The sequence below is a fragment of the Miniimonas arenae genome, assembly GCF_006351005.1.
GTDB lineage: Bacteria > Actinomycetota > Actinomycetes > Actinomycetales > Beutenbergiaceae > Miniimonas > Miniimonas arenae.
This window is the reverse complement of record NZ_VENP01000010.1, coordinates 34,317-53,607: the sequence shown is the minus strand read 5'-3', so window position 1 is coordinate 53,607 and position 19,291 is coordinate 34,317. Positions and strand designations below refer to the sequence as shown.

Below are 19,291 nucleotides of genomic sequence, written 5' to 3'. Positions count from 1 at the left end.
CCCGGCCAGATCGGTCCCCAGCCGGGAGCGCACGCCGTCGCAGTCCCGCGATCGCCGTGCATCGTGCCGCTCGGACCCCGGGGAAGCCCGTTCAGGAGGCGAGCAGCTCCCCGAGCGAGAGCGCCGCGCGGGCGGTCGCGCGCAGCGTGGCCGCGGCGGCACCGGGCGTCACCTCCGAGAGCCCGGGACGCGGCAGGACCACGACGGGCTGGTCCGCCGTCGTGAGCCCGGTCGCGCGCCACGGCTCGAGCACCGAGCGTGCGACGGCGCCGGGATCGGCCCGCTCGTCGGCGCGGGCGTGCGGCACGACGGCGTGGCGCACCTGGACCCCGGCCTCCACCTGCTCGGCGAGCGCGTCCCAGCCGCGCGCGTCGAGCCGCGCGGTGTCGAGCTGCAGCGCGAACGGCCGCGCGGCGCCGACGGCGCTGATGACGTCCGGGTCGGGCACGACCTGGACGACGACGCGCGTCCCCGGAAGGGCCGCGAACCCGCGCGTGAGCGTGTCCGCCACGACCTCGGGCGCGATCGCGCGCAGGCGACTCATGCCCGAGAACGAGGGGACCGAGCCCGCGAGGATCGCCGGCATGAACGGCTCGTGCAGCACGACCTCGGCCCCGGCGCCCGGGTCGTCCGACCCCGCGACCACCTCACGCGCGGCGCTCACCTCGGCGACGTGCCGCTCGATCCCCAGCGCGAGGGAGCTCACGAGGTCGGCCAGGGCCGCGGCGTCGCCCACCACCCGCTCCCCCACCGGCAGCCAGAGCACGGCGGCGAGGGAGAACGGGCCGAGCACCGGCAGCGTCACGGGGCCCTGCCAGCCTGCCGAGGCGAGCGCGAGCGCCTCGACGTCGGCGCGCAGGTAGCGCCGCGCGAGCTGCTGGTCCGCGCCCGGCACGAGGGCCAGCCGCCACCCGTGGGGCTCGAGGCTCGCGGGCATGCTCTCGGCGAGCGCGAGCGCGCGGCCCGCAGGCTGCGCCCACGGCCCCCGGTTCGGCAGCGCGAGCAGCCCCGGGACGCCGGCCACGCCGCTGGGCGGGTCCGCGAGCACGTCGAGCGCGGCGAGGTGGGCCGCGTAGGCGTCCTCCCCCGGCCAGCCCGACGGACCGGCGATCGCGACGGCGTCGCTCATGCCGGCGCCCCGACGCCCAGGCCCCGCTCGACCTCGCTCGCCGCCCCCGAGCCGGCCACCGCGATCGTGGCCTGACCCAGGACCCGGTCCGAGGGGTCGGGACCGGCATCGGTCGCGTCGTCGGCCGAGGCGGCACCGTCCGGGCCCGCGCCGTAGACCACGAGCGACTGCCCCGGGGCGAGCCCACGCAGGGGCGCGTCGAGGCGCACGAGCAGGCGCTCGCCGTCGCGCACCACGAGCGCGGGGACCGCCTCGCCGTGCGCACGCACCTGCACGAGGACGCGCGTGGGCGCCGCGCAGGGCACGTCCGAGGCGAGCCAGACGACGGCGTGCCCCACGACGACGCGCACGGACAGCAGCTCCGAGGGCCCCACGACGACGCGGTTGGCGGCCGTGTCGACGCCGAGCACGTAGCGCGGTCGGCCGTCGGGGGCCGGCCGGTCCAGGCCGAGACCCTTGCGCTGGCCGACCGTGTAGGCGTAGGCGCCGTCGTGGGTCCCCAGGACCGTCCCGCCGGCGTCGACCACCTCACCCGGGCGCGAGCCCAGGTGCGCCCGCAGGAAGCCCTGGGTGTCGCCGTCGGCCACGAAGCAGATGTCGTAGGAGTCGGGCTTGGCGCTCACGGAGAGCCCGCGGGCGGCGGCCTCGGCACGCACGGCGTCCTTGCTGGGCGCGTCGCCGAGCGGGAACAGCGCGCGGGCGAGCCGGTCGGGGCCCATGACGGCCAGGACGTAGGACTGGTCCTTCGCCGCGTCGACGGCGCGGTGCAGCTGCGGCCCCGCGGCGCCCTCGACGAGGCGTGCGTAGTGGCCGGTCGCGACGGCGTCGAAACCGAGCGCGAGGCCGCGGTCCAGGAGCGCGGCGAACTTGATGTGCTCGTTGCAGCGCACGCACGGGTTGGGGGTGCGCCCGGCGGCGTACTCGGCGACGAAGTCCGCGACGACCGTCTCGGTGAACTCCGCCGACAGGTCCCAGACGTAGTACGGGATGCCGAGCACGTCGGCGGCGCGGCGTGCGTCCGAGGCGTCCTCGATGGAGCAGCAGCCGCGGCTGCCGCTGCGGTGCTGCGCACGGCTGCGGCTCAGCGCCATGTGCACCCCGACCACCTCGTGGCCGGCGTCGACGGCGCGCGCGGCGGCGACGGCGGAGTCGACGCCGCCGGACAGTGCTGCGAGCACGCGCACGGGGTCCTCCAGACGGGTCGGGGAGGGAGCGTCGGGCACGCTCGGCACGTCACCGCGACCTCCGGAACGGGGTCGATTCTACGAACCCGCCCCACCACTGCCCCTCAGTCCTGGAACAGGGCCCGCAGCCGGGAGGTCGCGAAGACGAGCCCGAGCCCGATCATGACGAGGAAGTAGCCGACGTGCACCAGGGTCATCGTGTCCGCGACGCCCAGCGTCAGGCCGCGCACGAGCTCCACGGCATGCCACAGCGGCAGCACCTTGATGAGCCACTGGATCGCCTCGGGGTACACCGTGATCGGGTAGAACGTGGCCGAGAACAGGAACATCGGGAGCATGACGAAGTTGATCCAGTCCATCTGCTGGAAGGTCTTCATGTAGCTCGTCACCGCCATCCCGACGCTCGCGAACGCGAACGCGATGAGCACGACGGCGGGCAGCGCCGCGAGCGCCGTCCACGACCCGTTGAGCCCCATGAGCTGCATCACGACGAGGAAGCCGGCCGCGTACGCCACCCCGCGCAGCAGCGCGTAGCAGATCTCGCCGAGCGCGACGTCCAGCGGTCCGAGCCGCGTGGTCAGCATCGTCTGGTAGAGCTTCGCGAACCGCAACTTGAAGAACACGTTCCACGTCGAGTCGTAGACCGCCCCGTTCATGGCGGACACCGCGAGCAGCGCGGGCGCGATGAACGCCGCGTACGAGACCTGCTCACCGCCCGGCAGCTCGACGTCACCGATGTAGGTGCCGAGCCCCACGCCCATCGCGAGAAGGAAGAACACGGGCTCGAAGAAGCCCGACACCACGACGACCCAGTTGCTGGTCCTGGTCGCCAGCAGCCCGCGGATCACCACGATGCGGGCGTTGCCCGAGTACAGCGCGCGCACCGCGCGCCAGCCGGTGCGCGACGGCGGAGCCGCGCTCTCCCCGACCCTCACCTGCGTCACGTCCGCTCCCCCGCTCACCGCAGCCTCCTCGTGAACGTGCGTCCGGCGATCGTGCCGCCCACGACGGCGAGCGCCACCAGCACACCGACGTGCACGACGACGAGCCTGCCCGGCGTCGGCGCGCCGTAGGACAGCACACGCCCCAACTCGGCCCCGTGCCACACGGGCGAGATCCAGCCGATCCACTGCAGGTACACCGGCAGGGTGGTCAGCGGGTAGAACGTGCCGGAGAAGAGGAACAGCGGCATGAAGATGAACCGCTGGACGAGCGCGAACTGGCCCTTGTCCTCGGTGAGCGAGGCGGAGTACGCGAGCAGCGGCAGCCCGAACGCGAGCGCCGCGAGCGCACCGGTGAGCACCGTGAGTGCCCCGAGCAGGGGCCGGTCCACCGCCCCGAAGAGCACGATGGCCAGGTAGTACACCCCTGTGACGAGCAGGATCCGGAAGGTCACCGCGAGCACCATGCCGCCCAGCAGCTGGCGCGGGGAGACCGGGGAGGCGTTGATCGCGAAGAACGTCTTGTGCCACTTGAAGCCCCCCATCACGGTGTAGGTGAACTCCTCCTGCGTGACGCTCACGCCCGCCGTGACGAGGAGCGCGGGGGCCACGAACGTCACGTAGTCGACCGGGCCGTTCGCGCCGTCGGCCACCGTGGCGTCGATGACCGCCGCGAGGCCGAGCCCGAGACCGAGCAGGTACAGCAGCGGCGAGCCGATCGCGCCGACCAGCAGCGTGCCGCCGTAGCGGCGCATCTGGACGACGAACGACTCGGTGACGTACCACCAGCCGCGACGCCGCGGGACGACGCCCCCGGCGAGGGCGGCGGCGGTGCGGGTGGCCAGGGGCTCGTCGACACCGAGCGCGTTGACGCGCAGCCGCGTGCCGTCCGAGGCGCGCGTGGTGTCGATCCTCGCGCGCTCGACGTACGCGGCGCCGTCGAGGTCGGTGGTCGAGCCGCCCGTGGGCGAGCCGCCCGTCGTCGGGGCGCCCGTCGTCGGGGAGCCGGTGGTCGAGCCGGTCGTCGGGGCTCCCGTCGCCGAGCCTGCTCCCGGCCTGATGTCGTCAGTCAACGAGCGACCTCCCCGTCAGTCGCAGGAACACGTCCTCGAGGCTCGAGCGGCGCACCAGCGACGTGGTGGGCCGCAGCCCGCGCTCGACGACGCGCTCGAGCGCGCCCTCGCCGTCGGGCGTGTAGACGAGCAGGCGGTCCGGCAGCACCTCGACCCGCTCGGCGAGCCGGCCGATCGCGGCGACCTCCTCGGCGGCGGCCGCGTTGCGGTCCGACCCGAACCGGACCTCGAGCACCTCACGGGAGGAGTAGCGCCGGATGAGCTCCGCCGGCGAGCCCTCGGCCATGATCGAGCCCTTGTCCACGACGATCAGCCGGTCGCACAGCTGCTCGGCCTCGTCCATGTAGTGGGTCGTGATCACGAGCGTGGTGCCCTGCTCCTTGAGCCGGAACAGGCGGTCCCACAGCACGTGGCGGGCCTGCGGGTCCAGGCCGGTGGTCGGCTCGTCGAGCATGAAGATCTGCGGCGTGTTCATGAGCCCGCGCGCGATCGTGAGGCGTCGCTTCATCCCGCCCGAGAGGTCGTCCGCCTTGGCGCCGGCCTTGTCCTGCAGCTGCGCGAACGCGAGCAGCTCCTCGGCGCGCTCGCGGCAGACCGCGCGCGACAGCCCGAAGTAGCGGCCGTAGAGCACGAGGTTGTCGCGCGCCGTGAGCTCGGTGTCGAGGTTGTCCTCCTGCGGCACCACGCCGAGCTGCGAGCGGATCTCCGGCCCGTGCGTCTCCGGGTCCAGACCCAGCACCGAGAGCTCCCCCGCGGTGCGCCGCGACACGGCGCTGATCATGCGCATCGTGGTCGACTTGCCCGCGCCGTTCGGCCCCAGCAGGCCGAAGGACTCACCGGGCGCGACGTCGAAGTCGATCGCGTCGACCGCCGTGAACGCGCCGTACGTCTTCGTCAGGCCGCGCGCGCGGATGACCGGTTCGGGGGATGTCTGAGGCACGCTCGGACGCTACCCGGCGGCTCCGACATCGTCGAAACCGACTCCCGGGTGCCTCCGCGCGTCGCGGCCGGACGCCCGCCCCCCGGCCCGCGTGACCGCGTGCCTGCGCGCGTCGCGGTCTGGCAGCCGCCTCCGGCAGGTTCGGTCACGGTTCGGTAACGGCACCCGCTCGCTCGTGACGAGGGCAACCGTGAATCGTTGCGATGTTGTGACCGCGGACCCCCGCCGCGTGGCGCGAACTCTCAGGTTCCGCTGGAATCCTGGACGCATGGCGCATCCCCTGGTCCGGCTCGCGGACGGCACGGTGATGCAGGTGGGACCCCTGACGGGGACACAGGTCTGGTCGGTGCCGGGGCGTTCGCACCGCCCGCTGGACCGGGCTCAGGTGCCGCACGAGGCTCTCGAGCCGGGCGCCGCGAGCCGACTGTGCGCGTTCTGCTCCGACCGCTACCTCGAGACCACGCCCGAGAAGTCCCGACTCGTCCGCACCCCCGACGGCGCCCGGATCGACCGGCGCCGCCTCGCCTCGCACCTGTTCGACGACGTCGCGCAGGTGCGCCGGTTCGCCAACCTCTTCGAGATCGTCTCGACCACCTCCTGGCGGGTCAACCACGGCTTCATCCCGAGCGCGGACACCGTCGCCTGGGCCACGGCCTACCTGGCCGAGCCCGAGGGCGAGGCCCACGTCCGCGACCTCCTGCACCACCGCGCGACGAGCGCGGGCGTGGTCGCCCCCGCCGCCGGGGACGCCGCAGCGCTGCTGGAGGCGACGGTCGACCTCCTCGCCGGCTCGCACGACCTCGTGGTGGCGCGCCGGCACGTCGTCGACGGCGCGACGCACACCGACCAGCTCGCATCGGCGGGCACGCTTACGCCGGCCGAGCACGCCGACTTCATCGCGTTCACGGTCGACACGCTCGCCGATCTCTACGCGCGCCAGCCCGCGGCGCGGTACGTGGCCGTGTTCCAGAACTGGCTGCGCGAGGCCGGCGCCTCGTTCGAGCACCTGCACAAGCAGCTCGTCGCGATCGACGCCAACGGTCCGCAGCTCCAGCGCGAGGCGGGCATGCTGCGCGAGGACCCGCTGCTGTACCAGCGCGCGGTCGTCGACCTCGCGCGCGGGGACCGCCTCGTGATCGCCGCGAACGACCACGCCGTCGCCCTCGCCGGGGTCGGGCACCGCTACCCGGGCGTCGAGGTCTACTCCACCTCCGACCGCCAGCTGCCGTGGGAGCACACCCCGCAGGAGATGCGCGGGTTCTCCGACCTGCTGCACGCCGTGCACGCCGCGACCGGGCCGGCCGTGCCCACGAACGAGGAGTGGCACCACCGCCCGCCCGAGCTGGCGGCGCCGATGCCCTGGCGCGCGGTGATCAAGTGGCGCGTCCACGTGCCCGCAGGCTTCGAGGGCGGCACCAAGATCTACGTCAACACGATCGACCCCTGGACGGTCCGCGAACGCGTGGTCACCGAGCTGCTCGCGCTGCGCGAGGAGGGCGCCGTCGCCCCCCTGCGGATCGGCGACGAGGTGACGGCCGCCGACCTGCGGCTGCGCTACGCCTGACCCGCCCCCGGGATCTGCCAGGCTTGGACCATGCGGATCGTCGTCGTAGGTGCCACGGGCAACATCGGGACAGCGCTGCTGCGGGCGATCGCCCAGCGCCAGACGGTGACCAGCGTCGACGCCGTCTCGCGGCGCGGTCCCGGGCGCCTGCCCGACCTCGGGGGCGTCGCCCGGGTCCGGCACCACTGGCTCGACGTCGCCGGCCCCGACTCCTCCGGCGCCCGCGCGCTCGCCGACATCGCCATCGGGGCGGACGCCGTCGTGCACCTCGCGTGGTCGGCGGAGCGCTCGGCGACCGCGGCCACGGCCGCGAACGTGGCGATCACCCGCTCCGTGCTGCGCGCCGCGACCCGCGCGCGACACCTCGTCGTGGCCTCGTGCGCGAGCGTCTACGCCGCCTCGTTCGGCGACGAGCCGCGGGACGAGACCTGGCCGACGACCGGGATCGCCGACTCGCCCCTGTCCCTGGACAAGGTCGGTCTCGAGCGACTCGTCGACGAGTTCTCCAACCGCCACCCGCGCGTGGTCGTCACGCGGTTGCGGCCGGCGATCACGCTGCAGGAGGCCGCCGGCGCCGAGCTCGTGCGCCGGCACGCGGGCCTGTTCCTGCCGCGCGTCGGGCTGGGCGAGAAGGTGCCGCTGCTGCTCTGGCCCGAGGGGCTCGGGCTCCAGGTCGCGCACGCGGACGACGTCGCGGCAGCGCTCGTCTCCGCGGTCGAGCGCCGGGTCCCGGGCGCGTTCAACGTCGCCTCCCCCGAGGTGCTCGACGGCGAGCAGGTCGCCGAGGCGATCGGCGCCGCACGCCTCGTGGAGGTCTCCCGCTCGCTCGCCCGGACGACGCACCGCGCCGCCTGGTGGGCGCACCTCGTGCGCGCCCGACCCGAGTGGCTGGACACGCTCGCCGGCCAGCCCGTGCTCGACACGACGCGTGCTCGCGACCTGCTCGGCGTCGTGCCCACGTGGTCGGCCGCGGACGTGCTCGCCACCGCGGCCCGCGGCGTCGCGCAGCGGCGCGAGGGTTGGACGCCCGCGCTCTCGCGCCACCACGAGCCGGCCCAGGAGGCCGGCGAGGAGCAGGCGGGCGAGGAGTAGCCGCCCGACGAGGGCGCCTCAGCCGGCCGCGTACCGCGCGGCCACCGCACCCGCCGCGCGGGCCCGCTCCACCGCGCGCGGCAGCACCGCGAGCGCCCGCTCCACGTCGGTGGCGGTCGAGGTCCAGCCCAGGGTGAGGCGCAGCACGCTGCGCGCTAGCCGCTCGTCGTCGCCGACGGCGAGCATCACCTCGCTCGGCTGGGTCACCCCCGCGTGGCACGCCGCCCCCGCGGACGCCTGCACACCCCAGGAGTCCAGCGCGAACAGCAGCGCGTCCACGTCGGCGCCCGGGAGGGTGAGGTGCAGGAAGCCGGGCAGCCGCGCGTCGGCGGCGTTGACGCGCACGTCCGGCACGCTCGCGCGCACGCCGCGCTCGAGCTCGTCCCGCAGGCCCGCGAGCCGCGCGGCCTCGGTCTCGAGCTCGGCCACCGCCTCCTCGATCGCGACGGCGAGCGCGGCCGCGAGCGCCACCGGGACCGTGCCGGACCGCACCCCGCGCTCCTGCCCCGACCCGTGGATCACCGGTGCGAGCGGCGTGGTGCGCTGGACCAGGAGCGCGCCGATCCCCGCGGGAGCGCCGAGCTTGTGCCCCGAGAGGCTGAGGGCGTCCAGGTCGCTCGCCCCGAAGTCGACCGGCACGTGACCCACGGCCTGCACGGCGTCGGCGTGCACGAGCACGGCGTTCCCCGCTTCCCGGCGGACCGCGGCGACGACCGCCTCGACCGGCTGGATCGCGCCCGTCTCGTTGTTCGCCACCATCACGCTCACGACGGCGGTCTCCCGCGCGTGCGCCGCGAGCTCCGCCTCGAGCGCGGCGACGTCGAGCACGCCGTCGGGCCCGACCGGCGCGACGACGTGCGTGCCGCCGTGCACCTCGGCCACCGCGCGGCCCGCGCCCCGCACCGCGGCGTGCTCGACGGCGGAGGTGACCACCCGCCGTCGAGCCGGGTCCGCGGCGCGCGCGGCGAGGTACCCCCCGACCACCGCGAGCGTGTCCGCCTCGCACCCACCGGAGGTGAGAGCGACCTCGGCGGGCTCGGCCCCCAGGGCCGCGGCGATCCGCTCGCGGGCGTCCTCGAGGGTGCTGCGGGCCGCGCGGCCGGCACCGTGCAACGAGCTCGGGTTGCCCACCCGCTCGGCAGCGCGGGCGAGGGCGGCCAGCGCGGCCGGACGGACCGTCGTGGTCGCGGCGTGGTCGAGGTAGACGCTCACGGGCAGGTCGAGCCGGTCGGGCCGGTGTCCGCGTCGTTCGTCACCTCGCGCCGCACCACGTAGGAGCTGCCGTCGGGGCGCTCCACGCGCTCGAGCGTGGACTGCAGCCGGCGCTCACGGTCGCGCTCGACGTCGGTCACGGGCGTGGCCAGGTCGTGCCGCGAGAGCTGCGCGGGTCCGAAGAAGCGCCGCGCCATCCGGTAGAGGCGGCTCTGACCGCTCCACCGCGGGGGCTGCTCGCCGGTTGCGGAGGTCATCGGGCCACGCTCCCACACCGTCCGGGTCGCGTCGAGCGCGTGCTCATCGCAGCCGTCCGGCGAGCCACGCGACGCACACCTGCCCCTGCGCGCGCTGGAACGCCCGCAGGTGCGGGATCCCGGGCGGGGGCGGCTCGAGCGAGGAGGCCACGAAGTAGCCCGCGAGCGCCACGCCGAACGCGGTCACGGCGTCGGGGTCCGCGGCGCGCGCGAGCGGGTGGTCGGCGAGCACGTCCTCGGGCGCGGGTCCGCCCTCCAGGCGCAGTGCCGGGAGCCAGCCGAGCAGGTCGCAGAACGCGGCGCCGCGCGCGGCGTGCGGCCAGTCCACGAGAACCGCCTCGCCGTCGCGGGTGAGGAGCACGTTGTCGCCCCGGACGTCGTGGTGCAGGAGCGTCTCGCCCGCGACCGCCGCGGGCCAGCCCGCCTCGAGCACGGCCAGCCGCTCGAGGTTCGCGGTCACCCACGGGTCGTAGGTCGCCAGGCCGGCCGCGTCGCGGGTCCCGCCCGCGAGCTCGCGCCACCCGTCGAAGCCCGTGCGGTCGGCGAGGGCGGGCAGCCCGGCCGGCGCGGTCACGCCCGCGAGGCGCGTGAACACGCGCGCGACGGCGTCGACGTCGGCGCGCACCCAGGGCACCCGGGGGTGGCGGCCGTCCACGACGTCGAACGCCAGCACGACCCACGGCACGTCACCCTGACCGTCCTCCCCCGGGAGCACCGCCTCCTCGACCCAGCGCAGCCGCGGCGTCGGGACCGCCGCGGGCAGCGAGCCGGCGATGACCGCCTCGCGGCGGTGGAACCGCAGCGCGTCGGGGTTGACCGCGCCGTCCGCGGCCTTGACGAACAGCCGCTCGCCGTCGGCCGCGGTGAGCGTGAGCGCCGGTCCGGGCGAGTAGCCCGAGTCGTGGCTCGCCCAGGCGACCACGGGCCGGCCCAGGCGCGCCTCGACGAGGCGACGCACGCCGTCGGGCAGCTCGGGCCACGTGGGCCGCCGCCGGGTCACGCGGTCCGCCGGGTCAGCCGCGCCGCGCGCGGACGAGCTCGGCCGCCCGCGTGAGTATCTCGCCCGCGTCGCCCACGATCGCGAGGTCCGCGGTCTGCATGAGAGGGGCGTCGGGGTCGGTGTTGACGGCCACGATGACCTCGGCGGCACGCATGCCGAGCATGTGGTGCGGCGCGCCCGAGATGCCGGCCCCGATGTAGAGCCGCGGCGCGATCATCGTGCCGGTCTGGCCGACCATGGCCTCGTGCCCGATCCAGTCCTCCTCGACGATGTCGCGGGTCGCGCCGACCGCCGCGCCGAGCGCGTCCGCGAGGGCGCGGACCGGCTCGAGGTCGCCGGCGAGGCCGCGACCGCCGGCCACCACCGCCGCCGCGTCCGCGAGCGCCACGCCGTCGCGCTCGTGCTCGGTGCGCGCGAGGACCTCCACGTCGCGCCCCACCGCGGCGGCGTCCGGGACGGCCACCTCGTGCGCGACGACGTCGGGCACCTCGCCGTCGTCGGCCACCGGGGCCGCGAGCACCACCGCGGCACCGCGCACGTCGCACGTGACGTCCCAGGTCCCGCCCAGCTCCCGCTTGTCCGCGCTCACCCCGTCCGGGGTGCGGCGCGCCGTGTGCGCGTCGGCCACGATCCCGGCGCGAAGCGCGTGCGCCACGAGCGCCCCGACCTCGCTCGCCCAGCGCGAGACGGGCAGCAGCACGACGTCGGCGCCCACCTCGCGCGCGAGCGTCACGATCGCGGTGGCGGCCTGGGCGGACGTCCCGTCCGGGGTCACGGTGTGCACGTCGCCGAGCCGGGCGGCCAGCCGCGCGAGGTCGCCGGGCACCTCGCCGTGCGCGGCGGCGACGACGGCGCTCACGCGCCCACCTCCAGCAGCCCGCGCGCGGCGAGGAAGTCGACCAGGGCGGCCGCGCCGTCGCGCGTCACCACCTCCGGTGCCGGCCGCGGCGGCCGGGGTGCGGCCTGCGTCACGACGGCGCGCGCACCGGCTGCGCCGACGCCGCCACGCTCGCCGGGCTCGAGTCCGAGGTCCGCGGCCGTGAGCACCCGCAGCGTCGCCTTGCGCGCCGCGAGCATCGTCTGGAAGCTCGGCACCCGCAGCGAGGCGATCGTGTCGGTCACCGAGACGACGGCCGGCAGCGTCGCGCGCAGCGTCTCCTCCCCCGCGTCGGTATCGCGCGAGACCGTCACCGCGGCGCCCTGGCTCTCGTCGCCCGGCGTGATCTCGACCGAGTCCGCGAACGACGCGACCGGCCAGCCGAGCTCGGCGGCGACGAGCGCGGGGACCACGCTGGACAGGCCGTCCAGGGCGGCCATGCCGGCGACGACCAGCCCGACGCCACCGTCGCCGTCGCCCTCCTCCTGCGCCAGCAGGCGGACGGCCGCGGCCAGGACGCGCGCGGTCCCGACGGCGTCGCTCCCCGCGAGCGCGTCGTCCAGCACGTGCACGCCGAGGCTCGCACCGACCTGCAGCGCCTTGCGCACGACGCCGGCCGCCGACGGCGGACCCATGGTCACCGCGACCACCGTCGCCCCCAGGGCGTCACCCGCGCGCAGGGCGGTCTCCAGGGCACCCTCGTCGATCTCGTTGAGCACCGCGTCGCGCTCGGTGCGCACGAGGCGGTGGTCGTCGCCGAGCCGGCGGTCGGAGACGATGTCGGGCACCTGCTTGACGAGAACGACGACACGCATCCCCCTAGCCTGCCAGGCGCGCCGTGGTGCTCGGGCGTTCCGTCCTCGGGTCGGTCGCGCCCGCGACGCGCGAGGAGAACGTTCTCGCCGCCCACAGCCGCGAGTGCGAGGATGTGCCCTGCCATGACAGCGCTCCCGCACGCCTCCCTGCCCGACGAGCCCGAGGGTCCTGACCGCCTGGTCGACCCGCTCGTCGAGCTGTCCGGCGCCCGGATCCTCGACCCGGCGCCGCTGGCCTCCTCGCCCGCGCGCTCGCTCGCACGCCTGGGCGCGCACCCGGTGGGCGACGGCATCGACGTCGTGGTGTCGGTCGGTCAGGTCCGCGCCGTCGACCTCGTGCTGCTGCACGGTCCGCGCGAGGCGCTGCGCGAGGAGCGGATCGGCCTGCTGCGCGCCCGGCACGGCCTCTGGCACGCGCACGTGCCCGACGTGCGCCCCGGCCAGCGGTACGGGTTCCGGGTGCACGGGGACTGGAACCCCGCGGCCGGTGCGTTCCACAACCCGCACAAGCTCCTGCTCGACCCGTATGCGCGCGGCATCGACGGCGAGGTCGAGCTCGTCCCGGAGGTCTTCGGGCACCGCGTGCAGGACGTGCGCGCCACCCACCACGGCGTCGCCACCATGGACACCCGCGACTCCGCGCCCTACGTGGCGCACGGCGTCGTGCTGGACCACGAGGACGCCGAGACCACGCAGGCCCGCCTCGACCGGCGCCCGCGCACCCCCTGGGCCCACACCGTCGTGTACGAGGCGCACGTGCGCGGCCTCACGCTGCAGCGGTACGACATCCCGCAGCAGCTGCGCGGCACCTACGCCGGGCTTGCGCACCCGGCCGTGATCGAGCACCTCGTCCGGCTCGGCGTGACGACGCTCGAGCTGCTGCCGATCCATGCCTCGTTCACCGAGCACGCGATCGCCGCACAGGGTCGGCAGAACTACTGGGGCTACTCCACGCTCGGGTTCTTCGCGCCCGAGCCGCGCTACGCGACGGCGGCGTCCCGGGCCGCCGGGCCGGGCGCCGTCGAGGCCGAGGTCAAGGCGATGGTGGACGCGCTGCACGACGCAGGCATCGAGGTGATCCTCGACGTCGTCTACAACCACACGGCCGAGGGCGGCGTCGATGGGCCCCTGCTGAGCCTGCGGGGCCTGGACAACACCGGCTACTACCTGCACGACGGCGGCACGCCCGCCCGGTACGCCGACGTCACCGGGACCGGGAACTCCCTGGACTTCCGCCGCCAGCAGGTCGTCAAGCTGACGCTGGACTCGCTGCGCCACTGGGTCGGCGAGATCGGCGTGGACGGGTTCCGGTTCGACCTCGCGGTGACGCTCGCCCGGCGCGCCGGAGAGTTCACCCCCGACCACCCCTTCCTCGTCGCGATGGCGACCGACCAAGTCGTCGGGGACGTCAAGCTCATCGCCGAGCCGTGGGACGTGGGCCCGTCGGGATGGCGCACGGGCCAGTTCCCGCCGCCGCTGCACGAGTGGAACGACCGCTTCCGCGACGCGGCGCGCCGGTTCTGGCTCGCCGACGCCCGCGCGCTCGCGCACGGCGACCAGGGGGCGCCGCACGACCTGCGCGACCTCGCGACCCGGCTGTCCGGGTCGGCCGACATGTTCCACCACTTCGACCGCGGCCCGACGGCGAGCGTCAACTACGTGACGGCGCACGACGGGTTCACGCTGGCCGACCTCGTCGCGTACGACCACAAGCACAACGAGGCCAACGGCGAGAGCAACCGCGACGGCAGCGACAACAACCTCTCGTGGAACCACGGTGTCGAGGGCCGGATCGAGGCGGGCGCCCCCGGCTCGGACCTGCTGCCGATCCGCCGTCGCTCGATCCGCAACCTGCTCGCCACGATGATCGCGGCCGCGGGCACGCCGATGATCACCGCGGGCGACGAGTTCGGCCGGACGCAGCAGGGCAACAACAACGCCTACTGCCAGGACTCCGAGATCTCGTGGGTGAGCTGGGACCTCAACACCTGGCGCGAGGAGCTCCTGGCGACGAGCCGCTACCTGCTCGAGCTGCGTCGCGCCAACCCGGCGCTGCGGCCCACCCGGTTCGCCTACGGACGCCCCCGGTCCAACGACCCGTTCATCGATCTGGCCTGGTTCGCCGAGGACGGCGCCCCCATGGAGGGGCACGCCTGGCACAACCCCTACCGCCGCGTGCTCCAGATGCGCCGGGCGGGAGGCGCCGCGATCGACCCGCGCGCCGCCATCGCCCACGAGATCGCCGGCGCCCGGGACTTCCTGCTGGTGCTCAACGGGGCGCTCAACGAGGTCGACGTCACGCTCGCTCCCGCCCGCGGCCGCGGCTGGGACCTCGTCTGGGACTCCGTGTGGGAGACGCCCGCCGAGCTGCGCGACGCCGCCGTGGCCGGGGCGCTGCACCCCGACGCCGGCGAGGTGGTCCCGGTCGAGCCCCTGAGCATCCGGTTCTACCTCTCACGATGACGCTGCCCGACGGCGAGCCGGCCCTGACGCGTCGGCAGTGCGAACGCTTCTTCCGGCGCCAGGGCCTGCCGCTGCTGGTGGAGGAGCACTCCCTCGGCCGCGACGTCTTCGGCCGCTCGGCGCCGTTCCTGCTCGTCGTCGGCGTGCTCGAGGTGGCGGCGTCGATCAGCAGCCGGTGGTCGCCGTGGCAGAACGCCCTCGCCGTGCTCGGCGGCCTCGCGCTGCTGAGCGGGAGCTACGCGCTGCTCAACGTGCTGCGCGGGCGCCGCGCCACGAGCCTGCCGCAGTCCGTGCGGGCGCCCGAGCTCACGTTCTTCGTGCTCGTCCCCGGTCTGGTCGCCGGGCTGCTGGGCGGGTCGTGGCGCTCCGCCCTCGTCCTGGTGGGGGCCAACCTCGCGATCCTGCTCGCGCTGCGGGTCCTCGTCGGGTTCGGCCTGCTGCAGACGCTGGGCTGGGGCACGGCACGCCTGGCCGGACAGCTCGGCACGTCGCTGCGGCGGCTCGTGCGGCTGCTGCCGCTCGTGCTCGTCTTCTCGATCGTGCTGTTCTTCACCACCGAGCTGTGGCAGGTGTTCGACACCATCTCCGGACAGGCCGACGTCGCCCTCGCGGCTTTCTTCGTGCTGCTCGTCGTGGTGCTCACCGGGGTCGGCGCGCGGCGCGAGGCGGACGCCGTGCTCGAGGAGGCGCGCGGCGAGGTCGCCCCCGAGGCCACGGCGTTCAGCGTGCCCCAGCGGCGCAACCTCGTCGCGATGGTCGCCGCCACCCAGCTGCTCCAGGTGCTCGTGGTGAGCATCGCGACCGGGGTGTTCTTCGCCGTCGTCGGCCTGCTGGCCATCACCCCCGAGCTGCGCGAGGTGTGGGGCGTCTCCGGCGGCTCGTGGTCGCTGCCCGTGACCTTCCTGGGCACCGACCTCGTCCTGGACCAGACGCTCGTGCGGGTGTCGCTCGCCCTGGCGACCTTCAACGGGCTCTACTACGCGATCAACGTCCAGGTCGACGCCGTGTACCGGACCGAGCTCGTCGACGACATCGCCGCGCAGCTGCGCCGCGTGGTCCGGGTGCGGGCGCACTACCTCGGCCTGGTCGGGGGCCCGACGACGACGAGCGCGGCGACGACGAGCGCGGCGACGACGAGCGCGGCGACGACGAGCGCGACGACGACGGCGACGGCAGCGAGCGCGGCGCGCTCGGACGCCACCGCCTGAGGAGCTGCCCCGACCGCACTCGGGGCGGCCCGTTCGCTCACCGGCACGGGGCGACGACGCCCCGCGCGGTGCTGGCGCGTCAGTCCCCGAGCCCCGTGCCCACCTTGCGCGCGGCCGTGACCCAGTCGTGCTCCAGCGGGACGAGCTTGACCTTGCCGGCCACGTCGGCGAGCGGGACCGGCTCGGTGCCCTCGCCGCGCGCGGCCACCATGTACCCCGACTCCCCCGCGGCCACGAGGTCCGCGGCGGCCGCGCCGAGCCGCGTGGCCAGGATCCGGTCCGCCGCCGACGGCGAGCCCCCGCGCTGCACGTAGCCCAGGATCGTCACGCGCGCCTCGAGCCCGGTGGCCGCCTCGAGCTCGCGCGCGAGGGTGAACGTGTGCTCGCGCTGGGAGTCCTCGACGTGGCGCAGGTGCGCGCGCGCCGCACGCTGGGCCTCCGGGGTCCGAGCGTTCTTCACGAGCAGCTGCGCGGCCTGGTAGTCGGCGGTGTCGGCGACGTCGCGCGCGCCCTCGGCCACCGCGACGACGGAGAACGTCGAGCCCCGTGCGGTGCGGGCGCGAATGGTCTGCGCGACCGACTCCACGGTGTACGGGATCTCCGGGATGAGGATGATGTCCGCCCCTCCCGCGATGCCGGCGCCGAGCGTGAGCCAGCCCGCGCGGTGCCCCATGATCTCGGTGAGGATGATGCGGTGGTGGCTGTGCGCCGTCGAGTGCACGCGGTCGATCGCCTCGGTCGCGATCTCGAGCGCCGTCGCGAAGCCGAACGTCGTGTCGGTGAGCGCGATGTCGTTGTCGATCGTCTTCGGCAGGTGGATGACGCGCAGGCCGGCGTTCGCCAGACGCATGGCGTTCTTCGCGGTGCCGCCGCCGCCGAGCATGATGAGCGCGTCCAGGCCGGCCCGCTCGTAGTTCTCCACCACGGTCGGCACCATGTCGACCGGGCCGTCGGGGGTGGGGAACTTGTGCACCTTGTCCCGCGAGGTCCCCAGGATGGTGCCGCCGACCGTGAGGATGCCGGACAGCGCTCGGCCGTCCAGCGGCTCGTACCGGTCCTCCACGAGGCCCGTCACGCCGTCGCGGAACCCGACGAGCTCCATGCCGTACTCGCCGATCGCGGTCTTGCCGAACCCGCGGATGGTGGCGTTGAGCGCGGGACTGTCCCCGCCCGCCGTGAGGATGCCGACCCGCTTGGTGCCCATCGCCGCCTCCTGTCGCGCCGCACCGCGCGAGCGGCGGCGGCGCCGGGCGCGCGCCGCCACCCGAGGGTGCCGGACGTGGCCGCCCGGGCGGACGGCCACGCGCAGTCTGCCCGAGGTCTGTTTCCGTGTCGTGACGTGCGCCCTCTCCCGGTGCGGTGACGAACCCCACTAGGTTCGGTGGTGTGACGTCGACGCCAGCCCCTCGCCCCACGCCGCACACCCCGATCGGTCGGATCCCCGTGATCGACGTGGGTCCGACGGTCGAGAACGGGCGATGGCCCACCAAGGCGGTGGTCGGCGAGGTCGTCCCGCTGCGCGCCACCGTGTTCCGCGAGGGGCACGACGCCGTCGCCGCCTCGGTCGTCCTCGTCCGCCCCGACGGCACGGTGCACAGCCGCGAGCGCATGACGTGCGTGAACAGGGGCCTGGACGACTACCGCGGCGTCGTGGTGCCGGACGCCACGGGCGACTGGACCTTCCGGGTCGAGGGGTGGTCGGACCCGTACGGCACGTGGGCGCACGACGCCGACATCAAGGTGCCGGCCGGGATCGACGTCGAGCTCATGCTCGCCGAGGGTGCCCTCGTGCTCGACCGGGCCGCGGCGGCGATCACCGACGGCGCACCCGCCGCCGACGCGCAGGTCCTGCGCGACGCCGCGGCGGCGCTGCGCGACACCGACCGGCCGCCGCTGCACCGCCTCGGCGCGGGCCGGTCGAGCGCGGTGACCCGTGTGCTGGACCGTCACCCCCTGCGCGACGCCGTCTCGCCGAGTGCCGACTACCCGCTGCGGGTGCACCGCACGCGCGCGCTGTTCGGCTCCTGGTACGAGCTGTTCCCCCGCTCGACCGGCGCGTGGCAGGACCCCGAGACCGGCGCGTGGCGCTCGGGCACCCTGCGCACCGCCGCGGACGGGTTGGCCCGGGTCGCCGAGATGGGGTTCGACGTCGTCTACCTCACGCCGATCCACCCCATCGGCACGACGAACCGCAAGGGGAGCAACAACACGCTCGTCGCCCAGCCGGGCGAGCCCGGGTCCCCCTACGGGATCGGCTCGGCCGAGGGCGGCCACGACGCGATCCACCCGGACCTGGGCACCTTCGACGACTTCGACGCGTTCGTCGCCCGGGCGCGCGAGCTGGACCTCGAGGTCGCGATCGACATCGCGCTGCAGGCCTCCCCCGACCACCCGTGGGTCACCGAGCACCCCGAGTGGTTCACCACGCGCGCCGACGGGACCATCGCGTACGCGGAGAACCCGCCGAAGAAGTACCAGGACATCTACCCGCTCAACTTCGACAACGACCCCGAGGGCATCTACGCGGCGATCCGCGACATGCTCGAGCTCTGGATCGAGCACGGGGTCACCGCGTTCCGGGTGGACAACCCGCACACCAAGCCGCTGGACTTCTGGGAGCGCCTGCTCGGGGAGATCCACGACGCCCACCCCGAGGTGCTGTTCCTGTCCGAGGCGTTCACGCGCCCCGCGATGATGCGCACGCTGGCGGCGATCGGGTTCCACCAGAGCTACACGTACTTCACGTGGCGCACCACCAAGCCCGAGATCGAGGAGTACCTGGCCGAGGTCTCCGGCGACTCCGGCGCCGTGCTGCGGCCGAGCTTCTGGCCCACCACGCACGACATCCTCACGCCGTACATGCAGCAGGGCGGGGTCGCCGCCTTCGCGATCCGCGCCGTCCTGGCCGCGCTCGGCGCGCCGACGTACGGCATCTACTCCGGCTACGAGCTCGTGGAGAACGTCCCGCGCCCCGGCGTGGAGGAGCAGATCGACAACGAGAAGTTCCAGTACGTCTCCCGCGACTGGTCGCGCGCGGACGACCTCGGCATCGCGCGCCTGCTGGGCATCCTCAACGACGTGCGACGCCGGCACCCCGCGCTGCAGCAGCTGCGCAACCTCACGGTGCACTCGTCCTCCGACCCCGCGACGGTCGTGTTCTCGCGCCACCTCGCGGCCGAGCACAGCCCGACCGGCCGCGCCGACACCGTCGTCGTGGTCGTCACGCTCGACCCGTTCACCACCCGCGAGGGCGTGGTGCACCTCGACCTCGGCGCGCTCGGCCTGCCCCACCCCAACGGGGGGACCCGGTTCACGGTGCGCGACGAGATCACCGGGGCCCGCTGGGAGTGGGGCACGGAGAACTACGTCCGGCTGGACCCGCGGTTCGCCGTCGCCCACGTCCTGGCGGTGGGCGAGTGACGCCGCCGACCGCGTTCACGCGTCCCCAGCCCGGCTACTCCGCCGCGTCCGCTGCGAGGCCGGGCTCGCCGTCCGACCCGGGCGCGACGGCGAACCCGGCCTCCCCGGGGGCGACC

General features: G+C 75.0%; 16 protein-coding genes. 5 read left to right on the top strand and 11 right to left on the bottom strand.

The window, feature by feature from the left end:
- Window positions 1-91: 91 nt before the first annotated feature.
- The 5 genes from FH969_RS04425 to FH969_RS04405 all read right to left on the bottom strand — a co-directional run bounded on the left by FH969_RS04425 (window position 92) and on the right by FH969_RS04405 (window position 5,267).
- Complete coding sequence (locus FH969_RS04425) at window positions 92-1,129, bottom strand: uroporphyrinogen decarboxylase/cobalamine-independent methonine synthase family protein (protein ID WP_139986268.1); 1,038 nt, start codon at window positions 1,127-1,129, stop codon at window positions 92-94.
- Entirely contained in the window at window positions 1,126-2,313 is a 1,188-nt protein-coding gene (gene mnmA / locus FH969_RS04420; RefSeq protein ID WP_108719957.1) for a tRNA 2-thiouridine(34) synthase MnmA, read from the bottom strand. The genes FH969_RS04425 and mnmA overlap by 4 nt, the downstream gene beginning before the upstream one ends.
- A 104-nt stretch (window positions 2,314-2,417) precedes the next feature.
- The gene (locus tag FH969_RS04415) at window positions 2,418-3,248 is read right to left on the bottom strand and encodes an ABC transporter permease (protein WP_108719958.1); all 831 of its coding nucleotides are present in this window, start codon (window positions 3,246-3,248) and stop codon (window positions 2,418-2,420) included.
- A gap of 23 nt (window positions 3,249-3,271) precedes the next feature.
- Window positions 3,272-4,327, bottom strand: a complete 1,056-nt coding sequence (locus tag FH969_RS04410; protein WP_246071697.1) for an ABC transporter permease — start codon at window positions 4,325-4,327, stop codon at window positions 3,272-3,274.
- Window positions 4,320-5,267: an ABC transporter ATP-binding protein gene (locus FH969_RS04405; protein ID WP_108717871.1), complete on the bottom strand. Its 948-nt coding sequence runs from the start codon at window positions 5,265-5,267 to the stop codon at window positions 4,320-4,322. The genes FH969_RS04410 and FH969_RS04405 overlap by 8 nt, the downstream gene beginning before the upstream one ends.
- Window positions 5,268-5,535: 268 nt before the next feature.
- Here FH969_RS04405 and FH969_RS04400 point away from each other — a divergent pair, with 268 nt between their 5' ends.
- Both FH969_RS04400 and FH969_RS04395 read left to right on the top strand, forming a co-directional pair.
- Window positions 5,536-6,831, top strand: coding sequence for a DUF4921 family protein (locus tag FH969_RS04400; RefSeq protein ID WP_139986267.1), 1,296 nt, complete (start codon window positions 5,536-5,538; stop codon window positions 6,829-6,831).
- 30 nt (window positions 6,832-6,861) lie between these two features.
- Complete coding sequence (locus FH969_RS04395; protein ID WP_108717873.1) at window positions 6,862-7,923, top strand: NAD-dependent epimerase/dehydratase family protein; 1,062 nt, start codon at window positions 6,862-6,864, stop codon at window positions 7,921-7,923.
- A gap of 18 nt (window positions 7,924-7,941) precedes the next feature.
- Here FH969_RS04395 and FH969_RS04390 read toward each other — a convergent pair whose 3' ends face one another.
- From FH969_RS04390 to FH969_RS04370, 5 genes are read right to left on the bottom strand one after another with little or no spacing between them, the layout of a single operon-like run.
- On the bottom strand, window positions 7,942-9,135 hold the full coding sequence (locus tag FH969_RS04390; protein ID WP_139986266.1) for a cysteine desulfurase family protein: 1,194 nt from the start codon (window positions 9,133-9,135) through the stop codon (window positions 7,942-7,944).
- Window positions 9,132-9,392 carry a hypothetical protein gene (locus FH969_RS04385; protein WP_139986265.1) on the bottom strand — a complete coding sequence of 87 codons (261 nt, stop codon included), beginning with the start codon at window positions 9,390-9,392 and terminating at the stop codon, window positions 9,132-9,134. Before FH969_RS04385 ends, FH969_RS04390 begins: the two co-directional genes overlap by 4 nt.
- Before the next feature lie 43 nt (window positions 9,393-9,435).
- On the bottom strand, window positions 9,436-10,392 hold the full coding sequence (locus FH969_RS04380; RefSeq protein WP_108717876.1) for an aminoglycoside phosphotransferase family protein: 957 nt from the start codon (window positions 10,390-10,392) through the stop codon (window positions 9,436-9,438).
- A 13-nt stretch (window positions 10,393-10,405) separates the two neighbouring features.
- Window positions 10,406-11,251: an electron transfer flavoprotein subunit alpha/FixB family protein gene (locus FH969_RS04375; RefSeq protein WP_108717877.1), complete on the bottom strand. Its 846-nt coding sequence runs from the start codon at window positions 11,249-11,251 to the stop codon at window positions 10,406-10,408.
- Window positions 11,248-12,084 carry an electron transfer flavoprotein subunit beta/FixA family protein gene (locus tag FH969_RS04370; RefSeq protein WP_108717878.1) on the bottom strand — a complete coding sequence of 279 codons (837 nt, stop codon included), beginning with the start codon at window positions 12,082-12,084 and terminating at the stop codon, window positions 11,248-11,250. Before FH969_RS04370 ends, FH969_RS04375 begins: the two co-directional genes overlap by 4 nt.
- 123 nt (window positions 12,085-12,207) lie before the next feature.
- On the opposite strand from FH969_RS04370, the gene glgX reads away from it, so the two are divergent.
- The gene (gene glgX / locus FH969_RS04365; protein WP_139986264.1) at window positions 12,208-14,547 is read left to right on the top strand and encodes a glycogen debranching protein GlgX; all 2,340 of its coding nucleotides are present in this window, start codon (window positions 12,208-12,210) and stop codon (window positions 14,545-14,547) included.
- Complete coding sequence (locus tag FH969_RS04360; protein ID WP_139986263.1) at window positions 14,544-15,755, top strand: hypothetical protein; 1,212 nt, start codon at window positions 14,544-14,546, stop codon at window positions 15,753-15,755. Before glgX ends, FH969_RS04360 begins: the two co-directional genes overlap by 4 nt.
- A gap of 79 nt (window positions 15,756-15,834) precedes the next feature.
- Here FH969_RS04360 and FH969_RS04355 read toward each other — a convergent pair whose 3' ends face one another.
- A complete protein-coding gene (locus FH969_RS04355) occupies window positions 15,835-16,959 on the bottom strand; it encodes a 6-phosphofructokinase (RefSeq protein ID WP_108717881.1) in 1,125 nt (374 codons plus the stop codon).
- A 182-nt stretch (window positions 16,960-17,141) separates the two neighbouring features.
- Here FH969_RS04355 and FH969_RS04350 point away from each other — a divergent pair, with 182 nt between their 5' ends.
- Window positions 17,142-19,175: an alpha-1,4-glucan--maltose-1-phosphate maltosyltransferase gene (locus tag FH969_RS04350; protein ID WP_180359667.1), complete on the top strand. Its 2,034-nt coding sequence runs from the start codon at window positions 17,142-17,144 to the stop codon at window positions 19,173-19,175.
- Window positions 19,176-19,291 lie beyond the last annotated feature (116 nt).

Excerpts from the sequence above, each read along its gene's own strand:
- FH969_RS04425 (WP_139986268.1), bottom strand. The coding sequence starts at position 1,129 with ATGAGCGACGCCGTCGCGATCGCCGGTCCGTCGGGCTGGCCGGGGGAG.
- FH969_RS04400 (WP_139986267.1), top strand. The coding sequence starts at position 5,536 with ATGGCGCATCCCCTGGTCCGGCTCGCGGACGGCACGGTGATGCAGGTG.
- FH969_RS04395 (WP_108717873.1), top strand. The coding sequence starts at position 6,862 with ATGCGGATCGTCGTCGTAGGTGCCACGGGCAACATCGGGACAGCGCTG.
- FH969_RS04385 (WP_139986265.1), bottom strand. The coding sequence starts at position 9,392 with ATGACCTCCGCAACCGGCGAGCAGCCCCCGCGGTGGAGCGGTCAGAGC.
- FH969_RS04370 (WP_108717878.1), bottom strand. The coding sequence starts at position 12,084 with ATGCGTGTCGTCGTTCTCGTCAAGCAGGTGCCCGACATCGTCTCCGAC.
- glgX (WP_139986264.1), top strand. The coding sequence starts at position 12,208 with ATGACAGCGCTCCCGCACGCCTCCCTGCCCGACGAGCCCGAGGGTCCT.
- FH969_RS04360 (WP_139986263.1), top strand. The coding sequence starts at position 14,544 with ATGACGCTGCCCGACGGCGAGCCGGCCCTGACGCGTCGGCAGTGCGAA.
- FH969_RS04355 (WP_108717881.1), bottom strand. The coding sequence starts at position 16,959 with ATGGGCACCAAGCGGGTCGGCATCCTCACGGCGGGCGGGGACAGTCCC.